The organism is Nocardia acididurans, assembly GCF_016741815.1.
Taxonomy (GTDB): domain Bacteria; phylum Actinomycetota; class Actinomycetes; order Mycobacteriales; family Mycobacteriaceae; genus Nocardia; species Nocardia acididurans.
Genome location: NZ_JAERRJ010000022.1, coordinates 44,093 through 62,302, shown reverse-complemented (window position 1 = coordinate 62,302; position 18,210 = coordinate 44,093). Strand labels below are relative to the sequence as shown.

At 63.6% G+C, this 18,210-nt stretch carries 17 protein-coding genes; 9 read left to right on the top strand and 8 right to left on the bottom strand.

What is annotated here, in order from left to right:
• Positions 1-68 precede the first annotated feature (68 nt).
• Both JK358_RS37035 and JK358_RS37030 read right to left on the bottom strand, forming a co-directional pair.
• Positions 69-386, bottom strand: a complete 318-nt coding sequence (locus tag JK358_RS37035) for a hypothetical protein (protein WP_201958106.1) — start codon at positions 384-386, stop codon at positions 69-71.
• A gap of 63 nt (positions 387-449) precedes the next feature.
• A complete protein-coding gene (locus JK358_RS37030) occupies positions 450-1,115 on the bottom strand; it encodes a hypothetical protein (protein WP_201958104.1) in 666 nt (221 codons plus the stop codon).
• A gap of 101 nt (positions 1,116-1,216) precedes the next feature.
• Between JK358_RS37030 and JK358_RS37025 the strand changes: the two genes are divergently transcribed.
• The gene (locus tag JK358_RS37025) at positions 1,217-2,026 is read left to right on the top strand and encodes a TetR/AcrR family transcriptional regulator (protein ID WP_201958102.1); all 810 of its coding nucleotides are present in this window, start codon (positions 1,217-1,219) and stop codon (positions 2,024-2,026) included.
• Here JK358_RS37025 and JK358_RS37020 read toward each other — a convergent pair.
• Complete coding sequence (locus tag JK358_RS37020; protein ID WP_201958101.1) at positions 2,020-2,790, bottom strand: SDR family NAD(P)-dependent oxidoreductase; 771 nt, start codon at positions 2,788-2,790, stop codon at positions 2,020-2,022. The two genes, JK358_RS37025 and JK358_RS37020, sit on opposite strands and share 7 nt — an antisense overlap.
• A gap of 130 nt (positions 2,791-2,920) precedes the next feature.
• Here JK358_RS37020 and JK358_RS37015 point away from each other — a divergent pair, with 130 nt between their 5' ends.
• The 3 genes from JK358_RS37015 (at position 2,921) to JK358_RS37005 (ending at position 8,122) form a co-directional block, all read left to right on the top strand.
• A complete protein-coding gene (locus JK358_RS37015) occupies positions 2,921-3,544 on the top strand; it encodes a TetR/AcrR family transcriptional regulator (protein ID WP_201958098.1) in 624 nt (207 codons plus the stop codon).
• Positions 3,545-3,653: 109 nt separating this feature from the next.
• Positions 3,654-5,192 (top strand): ATP-binding protein, encoded by a 1,539-nt coding sequence (locus JK358_RS37010; protein ID WP_201958095.1) that lies wholly within the window; start codon positions 3,654-3,656, stop codon positions 5,190-5,192.
• A 2-nt stretch (positions 5,193-5,194) separates the two neighbouring features.
• Entirely contained in the window at positions 5,195-8,122 is a 2,928-nt protein-coding gene (locus JK358_RS37005) for a Z1 domain-containing protein (protein ID WP_232852537.1), read from the top strand.
• A 26-nt stretch (positions 8,123-8,148) separates the two neighbouring features.
• Here JK358_RS37005 and JK358_RS37000 read toward each other — a convergent pair whose 3' ends face one another.
• Positions 8,149-9,000 carry an NgoMIV family type II restriction endonuclease gene (locus JK358_RS37000; protein WP_201958087.1) on the bottom strand — a complete coding sequence of 284 codons (852 nt, stop codon included), beginning with the start codon at positions 8,998-9,000 and terminating at the stop codon, positions 8,149-8,151.
• A 144-nt stretch (positions 9,001-9,144) separates the two neighbouring features.
• On the opposite strand from JK358_RS37000, the gene JK358_RS36995 reads away from it, so the two are divergent.
• Positions 9,145-10,227: a DNA cytosine methyltransferase gene (locus JK358_RS36995; RefSeq protein ID WP_232852536.1), complete on the top strand. Its 1,083-nt coding sequence runs from the start codon at positions 9,145-9,147 to the stop codon at positions 10,225-10,227.
• A gap of 30 nt (positions 10,228-10,257) precedes the next feature.
• Positions 10,258-11,238, top strand: coding sequence for a NaeI family type II restriction endonuclease (locus JK358_RS36990; RefSeq protein ID WP_201958083.1), 981 nt, complete (start codon positions 10,258-10,260; stop codon positions 11,236-11,238).
• A gap of 9 nt (positions 11,239-11,247) precedes the next feature.
• On the opposite strand, the gene JK358_RS36985 is transcribed toward JK358_RS36990, so the two are convergent.
• On the bottom strand, positions 11,248-12,162 hold the full coding sequence (locus tag JK358_RS36985; protein WP_201958081.1) for a carbohydrate kinase family protein: 915 nt from the start codon (positions 12,160-12,162) through the stop codon (positions 11,248-11,250).
• The gene (locus JK358_RS36980) at positions 12,159-12,827 is read right to left on the bottom strand and encodes a class II aldolase/adducin family protein (protein ID WP_201958079.1); all 669 of its coding nucleotides are present in this window, start codon (positions 12,825-12,827) and stop codon (positions 12,159-12,161) included. Before JK358_RS36980 ends, JK358_RS36985 begins: the two co-directional genes overlap by 4 nt.
• Positions 12,828-12,882: 55 nt before the next feature.
• On the opposite strand from JK358_RS36980, the gene JK358_RS36975 reads away from it, so the two are divergent.
• A complete protein-coding gene (locus JK358_RS36975; protein WP_201958077.1) occupies positions 12,883-13,515 on the top strand; it encodes a TetR/AcrR family transcriptional regulator in 633 nt (210 codons plus the stop codon).
• A gap of 3 nt (positions 13,516-13,518) precedes the next feature.
• Here JK358_RS36975 and JK358_RS36970 read toward each other — a convergent pair whose 3' ends face one another.
• The gene (locus JK358_RS36970; RefSeq protein ID WP_201958075.1) at positions 13,519-14,193 is read right to left on the bottom strand and encodes a nitroreductase; all 675 of its coding nucleotides are present in this window, start codon (positions 14,191-14,193) and stop codon (positions 13,519-13,521) included.
• Positions 14,194-14,275: 82 nt separating this feature from the next.
• Here JK358_RS36970 and JK358_RS36965 point away from each other — a divergent pair, with 82 nt between their 5' ends.
• Positions 14,276-14,728: a winged helix-turn-helix transcriptional regulator gene (locus JK358_RS36965; RefSeq protein ID WP_201958073.1), complete on the top strand. Its 453-nt coding sequence runs from the start codon at positions 14,276-14,278 to the stop codon at positions 14,726-14,728.
• A 17-nt stretch (positions 14,729-14,745) separates the two neighbouring features.
• Here the strand turns inward: JK358_RS36965 and JK358_RS36960 are convergent, their stop codons facing one another.
• A complete protein-coding gene (locus JK358_RS36960; RefSeq protein WP_201958071.1) occupies positions 14,746-15,786 on the bottom strand; it encodes an MBL fold metallo-hydrolase in 1,041 nt (346 codons plus the stop codon).
• A 330-nt stretch (positions 15,787-16,116) separates the two neighbouring features.
• Between JK358_RS36960 and JK358_RS36955 the strand changes: the two genes are divergently transcribed.
• Positions 16,117-18,159: an ATP-binding protein gene (locus JK358_RS36955; RefSeq protein ID WP_201958070.1), complete on the top strand. Its 2,043-nt coding sequence runs from the start codon at positions 16,117-16,119 to the stop codon at positions 18,157-18,159.
• Positions 18,160-18,210 lie beyond the last annotated feature (51 nt).

Genomic DNA, 18,210 nt, shown 5'->3' with positions numbered 1-18,210 from the left:
AAGCAGGACCGCGCCGGGGGCGCGTGAATGAGCGGTGACGTTAAAGCGAATCTTCGGCGCTCAGCGGGCTAGCTGCTGCCGAACCACCCGCGCGGCAACGAATTGCGCCAGCCGTCGTTGTCGCGGTCGTGATGGCGGTCGTTCCGGCGATCGCAGTCGTCATCCCACCATCGGTCATTGCGGTGGTCCCACCGATCGCGATCTTTCCAGTTGTCGCAGTCCCGGTCGTTCCCGTGCGGATGCCGCACGTCGGTGATCGCCGGCCCCGTACCGGGATCAGCCGAGGCGGTGGCAGCGACCGCGGCCAACGGTGTCACGACGAGCGCACCGGTGAGAGCAACGCGAGCGAATAATCTTCGAGCAGAAGTGTTTTTCGTCGACATCATGCTTGCCGAGTCTGCCCAATCCCGATCCGCAAAGGCATGGTGCTAGCACGAATTCCGGAAAGTTCAGGGCTTGGTACGACTCAGGGATGACTTGGCCTCGGGGGCGGTGACGGGGGAGCGCAGGATGGTGATTCCCACGGCGAGCAGCCAGATCATGGTGATGCCGCCGACCGTGGCGGTGGTGCCCCACCCATTGGCCGCATAGAAGTTCACCGGATCATTTCCGAAGAACAGTGACGGCGCGAAAATCAGATTGACGATCGCCAGCATCAGCGCCGACCGCCCCACCCAGTCCGGCAGTATCCGGGTGCGCAGCACCGCGAACCCCAGGGCGGCGAAGAGCACCGTCCCCAGCAATCGCGAAATGGTCCCGTACAGGATGTAGGTGCCCGACACGCTGATGGTCGGATCGATGGGTTCCGGCGCCTGGATGGCCGCCCCGACCTCGAGGCCGGTCGACACCATGGTGACCGTCAGCCAGGCGATTCCAGCCGTGGCGGCCAGCGCGCCGATCCATTCGTACTGCGGCGCATCGCGTTTCACCCACTGCCCGAAGCAGCTCATGAAGACCACCAGCGCGGTGACCCCGCAGAGCCCGATCAGGCTGCGCGTCAAGATGTTCCAGTCCGGTGGCGGCCCGCCGTAGACGAAGTAGAGGGGCAGCTCGACGAGGGTGAGCCCGGCCCCGGCGGTGGCTGCGATTCCGGTCGTGCGGCGTAGTGCGTCCATGGGTCAGGCCTTCCGCGATCACTAAAAGTATATGGCTTAAACTATAAGCACTATACTAATGTGGATCGCAATGATTGGCGAGACAGGAGACCGCACCCGCGATGACGGATCACACGATGCCCGACCACCTGGCCCGCCTCTGGCGGCTCCCGCTCGGCTCACATCTGGGCCGCCGCGCCGCCCTCGATGTCGACCGCATCGTCGGCACGGCTGTCGAACTGGCCGACCGTGATGGGCTCTCCGGCGCAACCCTCCCGAAAATCGCTGCGGCCCTGGATGTCACGCCGATGTCCCTCTATCGCCACATCGGCTCCAAAGACGAATTGACCGACCTGATGGTCGATGCGGCAACCGGCCCGCCGCCCGAGGCCCTCGGGGATGACCGCAAGGGAGTGCCGGAGCTGGACGCCGCGGCCTCGTCTGTGAAATCCACTGCGGGCGAACCCCTCTGGCGCTCCGCCCTAGGCTTCTGGGCACGCACGCAACTGACCGCCCACCGCCGTCATCCCTGGCTGATACAGCTCCCCGTCAGCGGCCCGCCGCGCGGCCCGAATGCCCTCGCCTGGATGGACGCCGGCCTGCGCGCACTCCGCGACACACAACTGGATTGGCCCGCCAAGATCGGCGTCATCACCCTCGTCGGCGGCTACGTACGCCAGGCCTTCACCCTCGAACGTCAACTCGAACAGGCTTGGGCCGCAGCTCATCTCGACGAGGCAGGCGCACTACGCGCCTATACGGCCGACCTCTCGGCCCTGGTCACCCCCGACCGTTTCCCCGACGCCGCGGCGCTGTTCGCCTCCGGCATCTTCACCTCGCCCGAAATCGCCGCCGCCCCACCGGATGCGGACTTCCACTACGGCCTGTCCCTGATCCTCGACGGGGTAGCGGCGGCGATCGCGGCTCAGTAGTGCGTGCCGCCGTCGATGCGAATCTCGGTGCCGGTGATGAACGCACCGTCATCCGACGCCAGCATGGCGACCACGCCCGCCACGGTATCGGGTGAGGCGAACCCCTGCCCGATCCCCGGCATCAGCTTCATGAACAGATTGATATCGGCGTCGGCGGGCAACCCCGGCCCCTTGCCGTCGGTCATATCGCTGGAGATCGACCCCGGCGCGACCGCGACCACCCGTAGCCCCTGCTTGCTGTATTCCGAGGCCAGTGCATGCGTCATCGACATGATCCCGCCCTTGGACGCCGCATAGGCCGCCATATACGGATGCGCGAAGAACGCCGAGGTCGATGTGAAGTTCACGATCACACCCTTATCGGATTCCAGCAGCGCGGGCAGTGCCTCCCGAATCATCAGGAAGGTGCCCGTCAGGTTCACGGTGATGATCCGATTGAAATCAGCCAGCGGCATCTCATGCGTATGCGCGGACCGCAGAATCCCCGCCGCATTGATCAGCGCATCCAGCCCGCCCAGCGTCTCGACAGCCGAGGCCACCCCCGCCCGCACCGAATCCTCATCGGCGATATCGATTTTCACGCTGGTGAGCCGCTCACCATTCCCGTTGGCCGCCGCCTGCTTGGCAGTCTCGGCAAGCCCGTCCTCATTCACATCGGCCGCCACAACCTGCCCACCCTCGGACAGGATCCGATGAACAGTGGCCCGCCCGATACCCGACCCCGCGCCGGTGATCAGTACCCGGCGATCGGCAAAACGCTCCATTGCGAAATTCCTCCTGTAGCTCTAGGTCCCCGCTACCTGACACACTACGCCTGTATGGCACAACGTGCCACACTGTCATCCGAAGACTAGGATTCCTCCCATACCAGTCCCGACCAGCAGGAGGCCCCCGATGCCCGCAGCCCCCACCGAGCCGCGCCGCCCCTCCCTGGCCGAACGCCGCAAGGCCGCCACCCGCATGGACATCGCCCGCACCGCCGCCCGCCTCTTCGCCGAACGCGGAACAGCCTCGGTGACGGCCGAGGAGATAGCCGCCGAATCCGGCATAGCCCTGCGCACGTTCTACCGCTACAGCCGCACCAAGGAAGACGCCGTCGAGCCCATGCTCGCCGCAGGCGCACAACGCTGGCTCGACATCATCGCCACCGGCCCGCAACACCTGCCGACCCTCGCGGAGTTGGAGTCCGCGGCAGTCCGCGCCCTGACATTCAGGGGAGTGGACGACGACCTGGAAGTCACCCGGGGCCTACTGCGCGCCATGGACTCCGACGACGCCCTGCGAGCCGTCTGGCAACGCATCAACATGGAGGGCGAACGCCAATTGGCCCGAGCCCTAACCGAATTGGCAGGCCCCGACACCGACACCCTCCGAATTCGCTTGATAGCGGCCGCGATTGCCGGTTCCATCCGAATCGCCGTGGAACAGTGGGCATCCACCGACGCCCCCGCCGCCGGCAAAGGCTCCCCCTCGGATCTGGTGACCCACTGCATTCGAACCCTCGGAGCAGGCTTGTAAACCCTTGCGGGTGTGCCCTGTAACACTCCGCCGCACCCGTCGGATCTTTCACAATGGCCCCCGCGGAGGGTCAGAAAGTTTTCGGCTAATGCATAGCATCGGGGTGGTTATGGCGGATGACTGGAAGTTCGATGTCCCGACGACGGGCACCAAACACCTCCCACCCGACCCCCGATATATGGAAGCCCTTACCAGTCAGGGCTACGGCTTCGAAGCCGCCATCGCCGACCTCGTGGACAACTCCATCGACGCCGGAGCCAAGGACGTGGTCATCCACTTCCTCCGCGACGGCGACCGGCTGGTGAGCCTGCTCATCATCGACGACGGTTCCGGCATGACGGACGACGAACTCGACGTCGCCATGACAGTCGGTGGTCGGCGCAACTACCGCGAGGGTTCCCTCGGCATGTTCGGCACCGGCCTCAAATCCGCCTCCCTGAGTCATGCCGCCGCGGTGAGTGTCGTCAGTCGCACGCGCACGAGCCGCCCCGCCGGCCGCCGCTGGGTAATGGAACGCGCCAAAGACGGATTCCAATGCGACATTGTGGAACCGCGCTATGCGCAATCACTCATGGATCGCTACTCCGGCAGCCCGATCACCTGGCAGGGCACGGTAATCCGCTGGGACGGCGTGAAGGACTTTCCGCGAAACGGCGGCCCCGAACAAACCGAACGTTACCTGTCCCGCACGATCTCCAAGCTCGGCATGCACCTGGGACTCCAACTCCACCGCTACCTGGCCCGAGGCGATTTCAACATCACCATCGCCGTGGAGGACATCACCACCGGCCTGCTCGTCATGGATTTCGGTGTCCTGCCACTGGATCCGTTCGGCTACCCGGTGAGCGGCCACCCCGAGTATCCGCGCACCTTCAAACTCGAACTGCCCTCTGTCGGCCCGGTGCAACTGAACGCCCACATCTGGACTCCCAAATCGTCACTGCCGCAATTCCGTGCGACCGGTTCCCTCCAGGACACACAAGGCTTCTACCTCTACCGCAACGACCGACTCGTCCAAGCCGGCGGCTGGAACAACTTCCGCCAACCCGAACAACACCTCGTCCTGGCTCGCGTAGCGGTCGAACTCCCGCCCCACACCGGCGACGTCTTCCGCCTGACCGTCAAGAAGGACGGCGTAGAGGTCTCCCCGGAATTCATCGCCGCCCTCGAGCACGCGTCCGACGACGCCGGAAACACCTTCACCCACTTCCTCTCCGACGCCGACGCCACCTACCGCGAAGCCCGCAAACGATCCAGCGTCGAACGCAAACCCGCCATCCAACCCGGCCGCGGCTTCGCCCACGGAATCCGCGAAGTGATCGCCGAAGAACTCCCCGAACTCCCCGGCGAACAACCGATCTCCGTTCGCTGGACCGCCTTCGAAGGCGACGACTTCTTCGACCTGGACCGCGAACACCACGGCATCCTGCTCAACCTCAAATACCGCGCCGCCATCCTCGGCGGCCGCCACGGCGGCCTCAACGACGCCCCGGTCATCAAATCCCTGCTGTATCTGATGCTGCACGAGATCTTCCAGCGTGAACGCGCCGGCAGCAGAGAACGCGACAACCTGGCGCTCTGGCAATCCGTACTGGTTGCCGCGGCACGCGCCGAACAGGATCGACTCGACGATCGGGATGGGGAATAACGATGGAACCGGACCTGCGGATCGCCCTGCACAGGGCAGTGCTGGCCGATATGGCGGGCAGCAAGCCCAAGCGCCTCGCGCGGGCCATGGACTACCAGGCCGACGACATGCCCGGCGCGGAAAGCTTTGCGAGCGAAGAGGACTTCCGGGACGCACTGCTCTTCGCGGCCCCGGTCTCCGGCGGGCAGCTGACGGATATGTGGAGCAAACAGCTACGCGCCTGGGACCACATCCAGGACCCCGCCTGGTCTACCGCACTACCGTGCACCGACGAGCGTCGAACCGACATCTACAGCGCGCTCGGCCTCGAACCGAGCACCCGCAAGCTCCTCGACGCCGCGGCCCCGGTGATCAAGGTCCCCGGGCCCGTAGTGATCAGCAAGGAATTCGTTCCCTGGTACGCCACTCATCAGGGCAAGTCCTGGTACTGGCCCATGTACGCAGAACTGTTGAGCCGCAAGGGATGGTCGGACGAGGCCATCACCGATCTGGACATGGCCACCGAGAGTGTGGTCGAGCGCCTCTCCGACCCGACCCGCCCCGAGGCATACCAATCCCGCGGCCTCGTCGTGGGCTACGTGCAATCCGGCAAGACCGCGAACTTCACCGGCGTGATCGCCCGCGCCATCGACGCGGGGTACCGGCTTGTCATCGTTCTCGGCGGCACCCTGAATCTGCTCCGCGATCAAACCCAGCGGCGTCTCGACAAGGAACTCGTCGGACGGGAGAACATCCTGCGCGGCGCAAGTGAATTCGAATCCGACTACGCCGACGATCCGGAATGGAGTCAGGGCAAGTTCGTCGAGTTTGGTTCCGCCCCTTCTGTTCTGGGTGGCTTCGATATCCATCGCCTCACCACTCGCTACGACGACTACAAGAGTCTGCTGCAGGGCATCGTCGCACTGGAATTCGAGAAGCAGGAGCCGGCGCTCCCGCTCTACGATCCGCAGAACCTGCACCGCGCGTCTGCCCGCCTGATGGTGGTGAAGAAGAACAAGCTGGTCCTGGGCAAACTCGTCAAGGACCTCAAGAAGATTCGCACCCCACTGGCCGAGATCCCCGTCCTGATCATCGACGACGAATCCGACGAGGCCTCGGTCAACACCTCACGCCCGAAGCCCGACACCGAGCGCACCGCCATCAACGAGAAGATCTCCCAACTCCTCACGATGCTGCCCCGCGCCCAGTACGTCGGCTACACGGCCACCCCGTACGCGAACGTCTTCATCGACCCCAGCGACGCCGCCGACATCTTCCCCAAAGACTTCATCATCTCCCTGGACCGCCCCAAGGGCTACATGGGCGCAGCCGACTTCCACGACTTCGACCTCGACGAATCCGACGAAGAACGCACCTACGCCAACTCCAACGAACTGGCGCACGTCCGCGATGTGATCGTCGCCGACGATGACGACACCGGCCCGCTCCGCCGCGCCATGGACATGTTCGTCCTCACCGCCGCCATGAAGCTCTACCGCGCGGAGGTCGACGGCCTCGGCCCCGACGCGTTCCGCCACCACACCATGCTGATCCACGAGTCCAACTGGGTGGAATCCCACCGTGAACTCCTCGGCCGTGTCACCAAACTGTGGTGGCAGGCAGGCTATTCCAGTGCCGAAGGCCACGCCCGCCTCCGCGAACTCTTCGACACCGACCTCGCCCCGGTCTCCGCGGTCCGCGCCGAAAAAGTCTCCGTCCCCACCTCATTCGACGACCTCCAGCCCTACATCGGCCCCGCCGTCATGAACATCGGCGCCGACCAGCAGCCCATCATTGTCGTTAACGGCGACAAAGACTTGGAGACCGGCACAGCCGACTTCGACCGCCGCTCCATCTGGAAAATCCTCATAGGCGGTCAAAAACTCTCCCGCGGCTACACAGTCGAGGGCCTGACCGTCACCTACTTCCGCCGCCGCGCCGCCAACGTCTCCGCCCTGATGCAGATGGGCCGCTGGTTCGGCTTCCGCAAAAACTACCGTGACCTGGTACGCCTCTACATAGGCCGCGAAGAAAAGCTCAGCACCGGCAAACAGGAAATCGACCTCTACCGCGCCTTCGAAGCCGTCTGCCTCGATGAAGAAGCCTTCCGCGACGAACTGAAGCAGTACTCAGTCATGGTCGACGGCATGCCCCAGATCACCCCCGCCCAGGTCCCACCCCTTGTGTCCCAACACTTCCCGTTGTTGAAACCTACAACGCCGAACAAGATGTACAACGCCCGCTTGGTCGAGGTCCAGTCACCCGGCCGCTGGGAAGAACCCACCGCCTACCCCACATCCCCCGTAGACCTCCGCCACAACACCCGCCTCTGGCTCCCCGAACTGGAATCCCTTGCCGCCGAACCGATCCAGTTCACCTACGATACTAAGAAGGGCCTGTCCTTCCCGGCCTTAGTCGGCACAGTCAGTGCCACCCACATGTGTGACCTTTTCGAGGCCCTCAAATGGAGCGCCCCGTCGCAGTTTGAACCTCACATGACCTACTTGCGTGGAGTCACGACACGGGCACTTATCGACGACTGGGTACTGTTGGCTCCTCAACACGCTAAACCCGACAAGCGAATCCGACTCGATTCCACCGTCCGCGAATACTGCTGGTTCGAACGTGACCGCCGCCGGGGGCCCCTTTTCGGTGCGATCAGCGATCCCAAACACCGTGTCATTGCGCATTACATTGCTGGAGGCACAGGTCGCTCGGACGACCCTCACACAAATGTTCTCTGCACCGAGCGTCGGGGCGTTGTCGTGCTGTATCCCATGGTCGAACGCGATCATCGCGATGTTGCAGCCAACTCTGGCGTCCTTGAGCCTGGTCGTGTCGTCATGGGATTCGGATTTGTTGCACCCGAGCATGCGCACTACGACGGTGCCCGTCGGGTGCGGTTCGCTACCATCGACTCTTCAAGGGACACAGCAATAATCGATTCATGAGCTGATCGGAATTATAGTCGGTCGTGCTACTGAGGTAGGTGTAGCACCTCGGTCACAAGGTCTTGGTACGACCGAAGGCGACGCTGTGCGACCATGCGGTCCAGTAGTTCTTTCTGAGTGCCGAATGTCTTGCCCTCGCCTGCCAGCTTGTTCGCGGCGCTCAAGAGGGCGGGCAGAGCTGTGTGGTACACGCAATCGACCGAGCCAGATCCGTACGCAATGAGCTTGAGCATTGTTGGTCGCGGTTCCATGGTGAGCACCGCAAAGTGTGGCATGTGTCCGCGCCGCATGTTCGCGAGCTTCGCTCCTTGGGAGATACAGTCCTGAGCTCTGTCGGTTCGTAATGACCATTTGGAAGAAAGGCCCACCAGCAACCTATCTTTCAAGACCGGTGAGGAGATAGTAATGTCGATCTGTAGCATTGACTCTTCCGGCATCGCCCCCATGAGTTGTGTGACGAGTTCGTGGTTAGCCTTCTCCCGTGCCCTGGCCGCGCCCATTCTCTCGGCGGCTCTGGCTGATTCCTCGGGCGGCAGCAGCTTGATCATATCGCTGACCAAACTGTCCAGTTCATCAGCGGGCGTCCGGTATGACCGTGTGAACTGGCGAAAGACATCGAGATGTGTGTACTGCTCGAACACTCGGGCAGGTCTGGAACGGCGAACAACGAGATCGGAGCGCACAGACTCGAGGTGTTCAGCAACTGCTACCTCCATCGCGTTCCCAACTCCAGTGACCTCAGGTTTGCCTGTCGGTACGCCGAGCTCGCCGAACATCGCATGCCCCCATGCGATCGAGTTCTTGTCGCTGTTGTCTGACGTCGAGGGGTTGCCGTTAGGTCGGTAGCCACAGAGTTCGGCGGCAAAAGGCGCGGTCACTCCACAACGATGCCAGCCGGTCGGTCTCCCTGCAACGGCTCCGACGCAAGGCGCGGCAGGTGATCTAGCTGACCGGTAACGCGAGCCAGCAAAGGTTTGTCGGAGGTAGCGGCTAACCTGTCACACATGCCTCGCCCTCTGACAATGATCGATCTCTTCGCCGGCTGCGGTGGCATGACCTCTGGCTTCGTAAGCGCTGGTGGATACGAACCGGTCATGTCTGTGGAGTACGACCTCGCTGCGGCCGCCACGTACGCGGCCAACTTTGGTGAGGACCACACTCGCTGGGGCGACATCGCGGAGGTCAGGAACAGTGAGATACCGAAGGCTGATGTGATCATCGGAGGGCCTCCGTGTCAGGGTTTCTCCAACTTGGGGTCGCGTGATGTAAACGATCCTCGAAACAAGTTGTGGAAAGAATATATTCGTTTTGTCAAACATGCCAAGCCTAAGGTGTTTGTAATCGAGAATGTCGATCGATTCCTGAAGTCGACAGAGTTCCAACTCCTCGAAGCTGAAACCCAGCCTGGTGGACTGCTTGCAGACTATAAATTGAACTGGTCGCTCCTTCTCGCTGCAGATTTCGGTGCTCCTCAGCGTCGAAAGCGCACGATCGTAATCGGTTCTCGTCGAGAGAAAATTCCGATGCCGAGTCCAACACATGGGCCTGTAGGATCGCTGCTTCCTGAATGGCGTACCGTTCGAGATGCAATTGAGGGTCTTCCTGAAATTCCTGAAACTACAGAGCTTCCCAAATCATCCGTAGAATTCTTTGGACAGAGGCTACCCGGTGTATTCAAGAGCGAAGACCTGCATATCGGAAGGCAACCCACCGATCTCTCTCTTCGTCGATATGATTGCATTCCGCCTGGTGGTGGAAGGTTCGACTTGCCCGACGAGCTCCTTTCGAGGTGCTGGCGCGAGAAAAAGACCGGGACCACCGATGTCATGGGTAGAATGCGTTGGGATCAACCTTCGTTGACTATCAGAACCGAGTTCTTCAAGCCCGAGAAAGGGCAATACCTTCATCCTCAATGGGATAGGGATAATCCAAGAAATCGAGTCAATCGACCGATTACTCATCGCGAGGCGGCGCTATTGCAAACGTTTCCCGCGCAGTTCGTTTGGTGTGGATCCAAGATCCAAATTGCTCGGCAGATCGGCAATGCTGTTCCTCCTGTTCTCGCTGAGTCTATTGCTAACTATCTCCGCCCTTTGGTTCGCTGACGATCTGATTGGTTAAACCGAGGCAAAGTCATGTTCGAGAACACTCTGCCGCTTGACTTCGGACCCGAATGCATGGAGGGGGCGGTGATGGATGATCCGCAGCTGGAAGAAGTGTGGCATTACTTCACGGGACAGCCAGACTATGTCAGCCGTTTTGGGTGTGTTCTTCGGCAGGCTATTGATGAGGTTCTGGACGGCCAGCGAACCGGTCGCTACGACATAAACGGTGAGAACGTAGCATCAACGGAGAAAACCTACCTGGGTACCAAGGTTGAAATCGTTACTCGAGCCGAGTTTTCCCTCGGATTCGGTAGCGTTATGGACTACGAAATCGCAGGTTGTCCTGTCGACGCCAAATTTACGCTTGGCAGAAACTGGACGATCCCTCTGGAGGCCGTTGGTCATATTTGCCTCCTGATGAGAGCGGATGACGCTGGCGGTGAGTTCCAGGTTGGTCTTTTGAGAATTTCTGATCAGCGACTCAATCAAGGCAAGAATCGAGATCAAAAAAGAACGATTTCAAAGACTGGAAGAGCCGACATTAGATGGCTCGTTCCTGAAGGTAGTCTGCCGCGTAACCTTCTATTGAACCTGAGTAGGACTGATCCACAGATTGTGCACGAGATATTTGCCGCATCGGATTCACATCGAGGTTCCGGGAACGGTGGCCAACTCCGGGTCAATGAGTTACTGCGAAGAGTGCAAGGACAGATTATTGACAGGAATACGGCAATAACCGTGGCAAGTCAGCACGATGGGCCGAAGCGTATCCGGGATGCGCGGAGGCACCTGCAACCCGAGGGGATCGTCGTTTTGGGGCATCAGAAAGACGGACCGCGAGTCGCCAGGGAACTCGGGTTGCCGATCCCGTTCAAAGGCTCATGGGTGTCGACGACGCTGTCTCTGCCTCCTATTGGAGATCGCCGACCTGCAACAAGAATTGGTAACATTGACTACGTTGTTCGCGGCGTCGACGACCCAGTTATTACGGCGCCATTGATTTGGCAGTGAACAGATGGTTCAGTGAGTAGCTCGCCTCTCGACCGTAGCAAGATCGAAATCACCATAGTCTGTACCTAACCCTTGGGCGGCTAGCGCTGCAGTGGCGCAGGCCAGTTCGGCGGCTTCATGTGGCCTTCTGCCGAGATCGAGGGCGCGCAGGAAACCGGCGGTGAAGGCGTCGCCGCAGCCGGTCGTGTCGACAACCTTGGTTTTGTAGGCGGGGATCTCTTGGATTGTGCTGGAGGAGAAGAGGAGTGCGCCTTCGGCTCCGCGGGTGATGGCCAGGGTGCCTGCGCCGGCGGAGTGGAGGATGTGGCAGGCGGCGAGGAGGTCGGTGGTTTTGGTGAAGCCGAGGGCTTGTTCCTCGTTGGGGAGGAAGTAGTCGACGTGGGGGAGGATCGGGGCTATGGCGTCGATGGAACCCATGGAGCCGGGGGCCAGGAGGTCGGCGGAGGTTACGGCGCCGGATTCTTTGGCGTGGCGGAGGATTCGGGAGGACAGGTCGGGGCCCAGGAGTTCGGGGCCGCCCAGGTGGAGGTAGTCGGCCGAGGCTATGGCGTCCCAGTTGATGTCGTCGGCTGTGTAGAAGGGGTTGGCGCCCAGTAGGTGCCAGGTGGGGCGGTCGCCGTTGGGGCGGATGGGCAGGACTGTGGTGGCGGTGGGGTGGGCTGGTTTGCGGACCAGGAGGGATATGTCTACTCCGTGGCGCTGGAGGAGGGAGAGGAGGAGGTCGCCGTTGGGGTCGGTGCCTATTGCGCCTGCTGTGCGCACTGTGGCACCGAGTTTCGAGAGGACTACGGCGGTGCCGCCTGCGGTGCCGGCGGGGGAGATGTGGATGTTTTCGACGAGGGCTGTTTGTTGACCTTCGGGGATCGAATCGACGGGGTGGACGAGGATGTCGAGGACGTGCGCGCCGAGGGTGATGATGTTCATTTGTGTTGGCTTTCAATGGGTTTGGGGGTGCCGTAGCCGGTTTTGAGGGCTACTTCGATGACCGCCGTTTGTTGTTCGGGGGTTAGGGGGCGGGGGGTGCCGAGGGCGGTGGCGTCTTGGTGGAGGGTGCAGGCCCATTCCAGGAGGAGGGCGTGGGCTACGGCTTGTTCCAAGGTGGGGGCGTGGGTTATTGCGCCGTGGTTGGCGAGGAGGCAGGCCTGTTTGCCGGGGAGGGCTTGGCGGACTGCTTCGGCTAACTCGGGGGTGCCGAAGGGGTGGAAGGGGACGACCGGTGTCGCGCCGCCGAGGAGGAGCTGCTGGTAGTGGAGGACGGGGAGTTCGTCCAGGACGCAGCCTGCGGCGGTGGATTTGGGGGCGTGGGTGTGCACCACTGCGCCGGTGTGGAAGCCGCGGTAGATGCCCAGGTGGAGTTCCAACTCGGAGGTGGGGGCGAGGGTTCCCTGGAGGACTGTGCCCTCGAGGTCGACGATGGTGACCAGGTCGGGGGTGGTGTCGGCGAGGACTGTGCCGGTGGCTGTCACCGCTACCCAGTTGTCCACTCGGACACTGACATTGCCTGCGGTGCCGATCAGCAGGCCGGCCGCGGCCAGGTGGCGGGAGGCGGCGGCTACGGATTCTCGCGCTTCCTGGGTGGTGGTCGGCATGGTGGGTAATGTACTAAAGCTGAATCAGATTCACATTCAGTTCGGGGAGCGTGGGATGGCGGAGTTGGGTGTGCCGGAGGGGATGTTGCGGCGGGTGCCTCGGCAGGCTCGGAGCCGGGAGCGGTTGGGGCGGATGTTGGCGGCTGCTGATCGAGTGATCGCGGTGGAGGGGGTGGGGGCGTTGAGCATGATTCGGATCGCCGCCGAGGCCGACGTATCCGTGGGGGCGGTTTATCAGTACCTGCCCGATAAAGACGCAGTGTTGGAGGCGTTGGCGGTGGCGTATCTCGAGCGGATCGAGGGGGTGTTGGAGGGGCTGATCGCTGTTGCGGGGGAACAGGATTGGGGGGATCCGGCGGAGGTGCTGGTGGAGGTGTTCGCGGGGATTTATCGGGGGGAGCCGGGGTTTCGGGCGTTGTGGTTCGGGCGGCAGCCGACGGCGGCGACGTGGGCCGCGGATCGGGCGCACAAGGAGCGGATGGCGGCGGGGTTGCATCGGTTCATCAGGGCGCAGGATCTGCTGCCGGAACGGGATTGGCTGGCGGGGGCCTGCATGAGTGCGCATCTCATGGCGGATGCGCTCATGCAGGAGGCATTCCGGCGGGATCCGGAGGGGGATCCGGCGGTGCTGCGGGAGCTGAAGGCCGCCATCCGCGGTTACCTGGCGGAATTGGCGGGGCGCGGGTGAGATTCAGTGCCAGGTGACGGCCTCGCTGAGGTCCGCGCGGGTGGTGCGGAAGCTGTTGGCGGCGTGGTCGGAATCGGGGTAGCCGAAGGAGATGCCCGCTAGCACTTGACGATTCGCGGGGAGGTCGAAGTAGTCGCGCAGGAAGGGGGAGTAGGTGGCCAGGGCGGCCTGGGGAGCTGTTGCGACGCCGAGGCTTTGGGCCGCCAGGAGGAAGGATTGCAGGTACAGGCCGCTGTCGACGGCGCCGTAGACGCCCAGGTCCGCTTCGGTGGTGAGGACGGCTACGTGCGGTGCGTCGAAAAGGTCGAAGTTGCGCAGGGTTTGGCGCAGGGAGCCGGCCTTGTCGCCCTTGGGAATGCCTACGGCGGTGTAAAGGGCTGCGCCGCAGTCTTTTCGGCGTTCGCGATAGATGCCGTTGTAGGCGGCGGGGAAGGGGAGGTCGGTGGCGGGGGTGGCGGTGGCCAGGTGATCCAGCAGGGCTTTGCGGAAGCGGTCGGTGGCCGCGGGGTCCGCGGTGACGGCGACGTGCCAGGGCTGGGTGTTGCACCAGGAGGGGGTGCGCTGGGCGGCGTGCAGGATCTGTTCGATGGTGGCGCGGGGCACCGGGTCGGGGCGGAAGGCGCGGCAGGTGTAGCGGGCGGTGAGCAGGCCGTCGAGGGCGGTGTAGCTGTCGGTCATAGTGTCCCCTGGGTGTCGGTCTCGTTTTGAGACCATCCGTAGTTCGGTCTCATATTAGGACCGGGTCGCTAGGATTGGAAGGGTGCGGTACGAGGAATTGGCGGACGAGCCGTGTTCGATCACCCGGTCACTGGTGGTGTTCGGGGATCGGTGGACGCTGCTCATCTTGAAGGCGGCGTTCGCGGGGATTCGGCGGTTCAACGGGTTCCAGAGCTACCTGGGGATCTCCAAGGGGCGGCTGCTGGATCGGCTGGACCGGTTGGTCGAGCACCGGATCCTGGTCAAGCAACCGGCGGCGACCGGGGCGCACGAGGAGTATCGGCTCACGCCCAAGGGGCATGCCGTGTATCCGATTCTCATGGCCTTCCGGGACTGGGGCGACGAGCACATGGCCCCCAACGGGCAGCCGATCATCTACCGGCACAAGGGGTGTGCGGGGGAGGCGCGGGTGCACCTCGAATGCGACGCGTGCGGGGAGGAACTCACGGCACGCGACGTGGCCCCGGAGTTCAGTCCGGGGATCCTCGCCGAATAGCTTTGTGGCCCGGTTGATCAGCTCAGGTCGAACGCCAGACGCCCGGAGGCGAGATAGTCGGCGGGGTCGAGAAACATGCGGATCTCCGGCCGTTCGGCCTCGGGCAGCCGGGCGATCTCGTCGTGCAGCGGGGTGCGGAACGCCTCGCCGCGGGCGGTGAACACCGGCAACCAGTTGTCGTGATGGTTGGGCACGAACACCTTCGGGCGCAGCGCCTCGATATAGCTGCGGGGGTCGCGCAGGCCGTTGGTGAACTGGTTGAAGCCCTGCACCGCGCCGATGTGCACATCGGACCGCGGCAGGGCGCGGAGCGCGTCGAGTACCTGCGGCGCCCTGTCCAGCAGCGGGCCGGAGGAGTCGTGCCAGGTGAGAATGAAGTCGCCGCAACGGAATTGGTACAGCAGCACCCCGCCCTCGGGAGCGGCGATGTTGCGCGCCAGATGCGCGCCGTCCGCGAGAGTCGGTGGGTGCGTGCGGATATCGCACAGGCAGGGGGTGGGCCGCACCGGAGCGGACGCGCCCGGCCCCTCGTGGCGTGGCGTGCGCGCGGAGTGGATGTGCCGCACCGCTGTCACCGACAAGCCATCGTGCAATTCGAACTCGTAGCTGTCGCCCGGCTGGGACGACGCGGAACCCAGTTCGACACAGCGCAATTCGCCGTCGACCTGCTTGCGCGCGGTCGCGCAGTGCTCGGCGGTGCCGTGCAGGACCGCGCCGCTCGCCAGTGCGATCGGCCCCGCATCGGCCGCATGGTCGAAATGCCCGTGCCCGATGAAGATCGCCGCCGGACGCAGCGCCGCCACCTCGGCGGGCGTGGTGGGGACATAGCCGGAGGTGACGCCCCGGGGCACCCAGGCATCGAGCAGCACCACCGTGCCGCCGAGGGCGACGGCGAAACTCGCGCAGCCGAACCAGGCCACCAGCACCTGATCCGCGCGCACGGCACCCGATCGCGGGTCCACCGCCGCGTCGCCGAAGAAGCGCCGCCGGGCCGCGATCGTCTCGGTGAGCGTCGGTACCGGCAGGTCAGGGGTGGTGAGCCGGTCGCGCCAGGACATCGGAATACCTACCACGCTGCGGTCCCCTTCGTGCTCGGATCGGGCGGCTGTGCCCGCGGTTCCGCATTCTGCCCGCGCCGGATCAGGCTGTCACCTGCCCACGGCACAACATGCGTGCCCAATTCCGGTGCGGGCGACCATCGCGCGCCGGGGTGCAGGTCGGCTGGATGCGGTTTCGCACACAAGACACACGGTGAGCTCGGGAATCACCGGTCGAATCGTGATGAACCAGTGGGCAAATGTTCAGCCTCCTGTTAGAAACCCGGCGTTGCATCGAATAGCAAGGGGTAGCTGCACGAAGGCTGCCGACAGGGTTATTGGGGGCCCACCATGTACAACGACGTGCATGTGGCCACGCAGGGATGCGACGACCACAAGTACACGATGCGTATCAGCCGGCTTGCCATCGATAAGCTCGGCATCCGGCTCTATGACCGGGTTTCCGCGGTACTCGCCGAACTCATTGCCAATTCCTACGATGCCGACGCCACCGAGGTCGAGGTGTCGCTACCGTGGGGCGTCACCCTGGCGGGCACGGTGCGGGCCGCCGACGAAACCCCGCACGAGATCATCGTTTCCGACAACGGGCACGGCATGACCGCCGAGGAGGTCAACCGGCACTACCTGATGGTGGGATCGGATCGGCGGGTGCGCACGGGGACCGATCTGTCCCGCGAGCGCGGGCGACCTGTCATGGGGCGCAAGGGAATCGGGAAACTGGCGGCCTTCGGGATCTGCCGCACCATCGAGGTGATCACCGCGGGCAGCGGGCCCGGGGATCGCACGCCGCTGGGCTGGCCGATCTCGCATCTGGTGCTGGATCTCGACGACATGCTCTCCGACACCGAACGCGACTACTACCCGAAAGCCGGTGCGCTGGACGGCACGTTCACCGCCAAGCGCGGCACCACCGTGATCATGCGGAACTTCTTCCGCAAGCGGGTGAACAGCGGGCACGAGCTGAATCGCCAGCTGGCGGCCAGATTCGGCATCGAACGCTCGGATTGGCGGGTGGAGGTCCGCAATTCGATCGGCAACGAGGCGTTCACGCTCAGCGATCTGCCCATCGACGTGATGGAGGAGACGCGCATCGACGTGGCGCGGGTGCCGGTGCGGTTCGGACGGCAGTACCTGCCCTTGAGCGGATGGATCGCCTACTCCAAACACCCCTACCGGGATGAGGCCATGGCGGGCGTGCGCATCTACGCGCGTGGGAAAATCATCGCGCAGACAAGGGATTTCGGCATCTCCTCCGGATTCACCGGGGAGTTCAAACTGCGCTCCTACCTGGTCGGCGCGATCCACGTGGACTGGCTCGACGACGAAGAGGATCTGGTGCGCTCCGACCGCCAGGACATCATGTGGAACTCACCGCGCGGGGAGGCTCTCGCGCAGTGGGGACAGGCTCTGATTCGTGAAATCGGCAGGCTCGGTGAGAAATCCATTCGCCGCCGCGTCTGGGAGGAGTTCGTGGAACGCTCCCGCATCCACGAAACCCTGGAATCCATCGCGCCGGGGGACCGGCTGTTCCGTGACTCCGTCCTCGATGCCGCCCGGATTCTGGTGTCCAACAAGGACCGTGCCTCCATGGACGATCCGGCACATGTGGAAAACATGCTGCGCCTGGCGCTTTCCCTGGGTCCGCAGCGCAGCCTGCTGGAAACCCTCAAGGAGATCGCCGAGGACGCCGATCCCGAACTCGATGTCGTGGTCGCGCTGTTCGAACGCGCCCGCGTCGCCGAAATCTATTCGCTCGGACAGATCGCCAGCGAACGCGTCGCCGTCGTGGACCGGCTGCGCTCGCTCATCGATGACCGCCGCTCCCTGGAACGCCCCTTCCAGGAGCTCATCGAAAGCGCGCCCTGGCTGCTCGCCCCCGAATGGACGCCGCTGGGCATGAACGAATCGCTCAAACGCGTCCGCGCCAGCTTCGAACGCTGGTACGCACAGCGATTCGGCGCGCCCCTGGTGACCTCCACCATCGGCAGCCCGAAACGCGAACCCGACTTCGTGCTGCTGCACGACTCCGGCGAACTGTGGATCGTCGAGATCAAGCGGATGGACTACCACCTCACCGACGAGGAGTACAACCGCGCGGTCAACTACCTCTACGAACTCGACCGCTTCCTGGAGGAGAACCCGCGCATCGGAGCCCAGTTCCCGCGCCGGCGGCTCACGTTCATCGTCGACCACATCGACAGGCTGGGCCCGGCGTCGCTGTCCTCACTCTTCAGTGACGGCCGCGTGGACCGGCGCACCTGGCGTGAACTGCTCGACTCCACCCTGCGCGCCCACCGCGACTTCCTCGATCGCGTCTACGCCATGCGCGGCGATGTCGAGGAAGAGCCGCCGGGTGATCGCCGGGCGGGGTGATGCCGCGTACCGTGTTCGCTTGGCGACCCACCGATTTGGTGGCGGGAGGGT

Bases quoted from the DNA above. Each gene is read 5' to 3' on its own strand.
- JK358_RS36985 (WP_201958081.1), bottom strand. From the start codon at position 12,162: ATGAACATCATCACCCTCGGCGCGCACGTCCTCGACATCCTCGTCCAC.
- JK358_RS36995 (WP_232852536.1), top strand. From the start codon at position 9,145: ATGATCGATCTCTTCGCCGGCTGCGGTGGCATGACCTCTGGCTTCGTA.
- JK358_RS37035 (WP_201958106.1), bottom strand. From the start codon at position 386: ATGATGTCGACGAAAAACACTTCTGCTCGAAGATTATTCGCTCGCGTT.
- JK358_RS36975 (WP_201958077.1), top strand. From the start codon at position 12,883: ATGGCGGAGTTGGGTGTGCCGGAGGGGATGTTGCGGCGGGTGCCTCGG.
- JK358_RS36980 (WP_201958079.1), bottom strand. From the start codon at position 12,827: ATGCCGACCACCACCCAGGAAGCGCGAGAATCCGTAGCCGCCGCCTCC.
- JK358_RS37030 (WP_201958104.1), bottom strand. From the start codon at position 1,115: ATGGACGCACTACGCCGCACGACCGGAATCGCAGCCACCGCCGGGGCC.
- JK358_RS37015 (WP_201958098.1), top strand. From the start codon at position 2,921: ATGCCCGCAGCCCCCACCGAGCCGCGCCGCCCCTCCCTGGCCGAACGC.
- JK358_RS37005 (WP_232852537.1), top strand. From the start codon at position 5,195: ATGGAACCGGACCTGCGGATCGCCCTGCACAGGGCAGTGCTGGCCGAT.
- JK358_RS37025 (WP_201958102.1), top strand. From the start codon at position 1,217: ATGACGGATCACACGATGCCCGACCACCTGGCCCGCCTCTGGCGGCTC.
- JK358_RS36970 (WP_201958075.1), bottom strand. From the start codon at position 14,193: ATGACCGACAGCTACACCGCCCTCGACGGCCTGCTCACCGCCCGCTAC.
- JK358_RS36990 (WP_201958083.1), top strand. From the start codon at position 10,258: ATGTTCGAGAACACTCTGCCGCTTGACTTCGGACCCGAATGCATGGAG.
- JK358_RS36960 (WP_201958071.1), bottom strand. From the start codon at position 15,786: ATGTCCTGGCGCGACCGGCTCACCACCCCTGACCTGCCGGTACCGACG.
- JK358_RS37020 (WP_201958101.1), bottom strand. From the start codon at position 2,790: ATGGAGCGTTTTGCCGATCGCCGGGTACTGATCACCGGCGCGGGGTCG.
- JK358_RS37010 (WP_201958095.1), top strand. From the start codon at position 3,654: ATGGCGGATGACTGGAAGTTCGATGTCCCGACGACGGGCACCAAACAC.
- JK358_RS36955 (WP_201958070.1), top strand. From the start codon at position 16,117: ATGTACAACGACGTGCATGTGGCCACGCAGGGATGCGACGACCACAAG.